Source organism: Proteus sp. G4415 (genome assembly GCF_963896075.1).
In the GTDB taxonomy this organism is placed as follows: domain Bacteria; phylum Pseudomonadota; class Gammaproteobacteria; order Enterobacterales; family Enterobacteriaceae; genus Proteus; species Proteus mirabilis.
Genome location: NZ_CAWQOK010000032.1, coordinates 1 through 2,382, shown reverse-complemented (window position 1 = coordinate 2,382; position 2,382 = coordinate 1). Strand labels below are relative to the sequence as shown.

Here is a 2,382-nt window from a genome sequence, read left to right as displayed (position 1 = left end):
GCTACTTTGCCAGTGTTTGTGCTGATTTTGATGTTGAACTGGTTGAAATGGATGGGGAACGGGATCACGTTCATTTACTGATTAATTACCCGCCAAAACTGGCGATATCTAATCTGGTTAACAGCCTTAAAGGGGTATCGAGTCGATTACTTCGACGTGATCGTCCTGATATTGCCCAACGTGATTACTACAAGGGGGTTCTTTGGTCGCCGAGTTATTTCGCGGGGAGTTGTGGTGGCGCAGCAATATCCATTATCCGCCAGTACATTGAGCAACAGGAAACACCGAGTTAGTTAAAAAACCGCGCCTTATATCCCCGACCTGAAGGACGGGGTTTTACGGTGCTTTGGATAAAAACTGCTAAATATGCTTTAATCATGAGCATAAATTTTAAAATTAATTAGGCAATTTATGTTCAATTATCCAGCAACATCCCATTTTGACGAAGAAAGTGAAACTTACGAGATTACTTATCGTGATTTTGACAATATACATGCAGTGGCATATACAGAAGATGATATTGAACTAGAAGCCTCAGATATTTTACATGTAGGACTTGAAGAGTTTATTTCGAGTAAAATGCCGATCCCTATGCCTTCTGAGCCTCAATCAGGGGATTTTATTGTGTATCTTCCCCCTATTAGTTGCTTAAAAATCGCATTACATAATGCCATGTTAACAACAAAAACTAAAAAGGCAGATCTGGCAAGAAAAATGAATCTAAATAGCGCCCAAATTGAGCGTTTACTCGATATCAATCAAACTTCAAAAATCGATAGCCTAGAGCAAGCGCTTTACCTATTGGGTTATCACATTGCTATATCTGTGCATAAACAGCGCTAGTTCGATATTTTCATCTAATAAAAAGGTGGCCATAATAATTTACGCCACCTCGCTATCATATAACTATAGAGTATACAGAATAGTATACAAAGTATGACTACTTATCATGATTAAAGTTGCTTACTCGCTAAGTATTTAGCGTGCTGAGTATAAATAGCAACGATATCTTCATTATAACCCACTAACCCTGCAACTTGGTTAACCATATCAATATGATCTTGCGCATAATCATCTTTTATCAATTTACCTAATCGCATACTCGAGCGACCAACTAAGCCGTCATTTTGTTTTTCAGTAAAGAATGTATTTAACACACGCATTGCCGCATGAGTAGGATCCAGTAGATTCCCCTTTTCCCCAGCAATTAATCCCTGAATATAGCTACCAAAACAGTAGTAATGAACCCCATTGACGATTTCATCACCTTCACCACCAGGGGTTTTAGGTAATGCCTGTGGGTATTTGTTATTAAATTCTGTGACTTGCTCTGTTGTTAAAGACTCTAATGCGGCAATAGCATCTTGAGGATCGCCTCTATGACCAGAAAATGTTGAGATAATAGTACCAAATGCATTTAATACTTTTTCGACAATATATTCTGGGATACTGTCTTTACGCATAATGCGTCGATATAAGTCGGCTATTTCTGAACCATGATTTACACCATTAATTGAAGTTACCGAAGCAACACTATCAGGATAATTAGCCGCAACGTAACGACAAGCTAATGGCCCTTGGCTATGACCTATAAAATTCACTTTTTTCGCTTGTGTCTCTTGTAAGAGAGTCTGGACAAATTGCCACAACTGCTTGCCACGCACTTCATTTGAATTAAAGGCAGAAAGAGAAGCGGTAAAAACTTGATGCCCATCTTGCCTTAAGGCATCTGCAATACCATAAAAGTAGGGAAAACCAACAATTTCATTAAAACCAGCTAAACCATGAACTAAAACGATAGGATATTTCGTTGACATACATCCACTCCTTGGGGTTAAAAACACTTAATTAAATTGCTAACATCCTATTAGCAAATGTTGAACTCATTAGATAAATTGCAATAAACAATATTATTGCAATTCTTTATTTGCTATCAGTTTGTTTAGAATAAGCCTTAAATTACGATCGTAAAGTACTATTTTCATTTTTCTCAATAATAAATATTAATTCGGCCATAATTAACATCCCTTCCACAATGCCTTCTGCTTTTTTGAGTTTTTTTCCGATATAAGTATCAGAGCATCGATGCGCTTGTGCTAATTGAATAAATGTTTGTCCAAATACATAGTAATCGACTAGTAATTCATAATCTTTTTTATGATTTTTTAGTAGTTTACTCATACATACCGAGACTATGATGCCTTGGCGATCAGTACAGGCTTTTCTTAATTTAACACGTATTGGCACATTTTCACGTTTATTTATTGTTAATGTATTGATATATAAATTATTATTTACAACCCATGAGCCCCAGGCTTCCATTAGTTTTGATATTTTTTGCATATAAACATCCTGTTTATCTTTCTAAAATACACTATATGA

At 36.3% G+C, this 2,382-nt stretch carries 4 protein-coding genes; 2 read left to right on the top strand and 2 right to left on the bottom strand.

The features are described 5' to 3' along the window. Both tnpA and AACU95_RS02720 read left to right on the top strand, forming a co-directional pair. The coding region (gene tnpA, locus AACU95_RS02725; protein WP_161737167.1) for an IS200/IS605 family transposase at positions 1-293 on the top strand (293 nt) is incomplete at its 5' end. Between the two features lie 118 nt (positions 294-411). After that, the gene (locus AACU95_RS02720; RefSeq protein ID WP_004247923.1) at positions 412-843 is read left to right on the top strand and encodes a hypothetical protein; all 432 of its coding nucleotides are present in this window, start codon (positions 412-414) and stop codon (positions 841-843) included. Between the two features lie 110 nt (positions 844-953). Here AACU95_RS02720 and AACU95_RS02715 read toward each other — a convergent pair whose 3' ends face one another. Beyond that, complete coding sequence (locus AACU95_RS02715) at positions 954-1,817, bottom strand: lipase family alpha/beta hydrolase (protein WP_004247922.1); 864 nt, start codon at positions 1,815-1,817, stop codon at positions 954-956. Between the two features lie 142 nt (positions 1,818-1,959). Beyond that, positions 1,960-2,343, bottom strand: coding sequence for an antiterminator Q family protein (locus AACU95_RS02710; RefSeq protein WP_004242548.1), 384 nt, complete (start codon positions 2,341-2,343; stop codon positions 1,960-1,962). Positions 2,344-2,382 lie beyond the last annotated feature (39 nt).

What these genes read in the sequence shown, in the direction of transcription:
- AACU95_RS02720 (WP_004247923.1), top strand. Translation starts at nt 412, where the DNA reads ATGTTCAATTATCCAGCAACATCCCATTTTGACGAAGAAAGTGAAACT.
- AACU95_RS02715 (WP_004247922.1), bottom strand. Translation starts at nt 1,817, where the DNA reads ATGTCAACGAAATATCCTATCGTTTTAGTTCATGGTTTAGCTGGTTTT.
- AACU95_RS02710 (WP_004242548.1), bottom strand. Translation starts at nt 2,343, where the DNA reads ATGCAAAAAATATCAAAACTAATGGAAGCCTGGGGCTCATGGGTTGTA.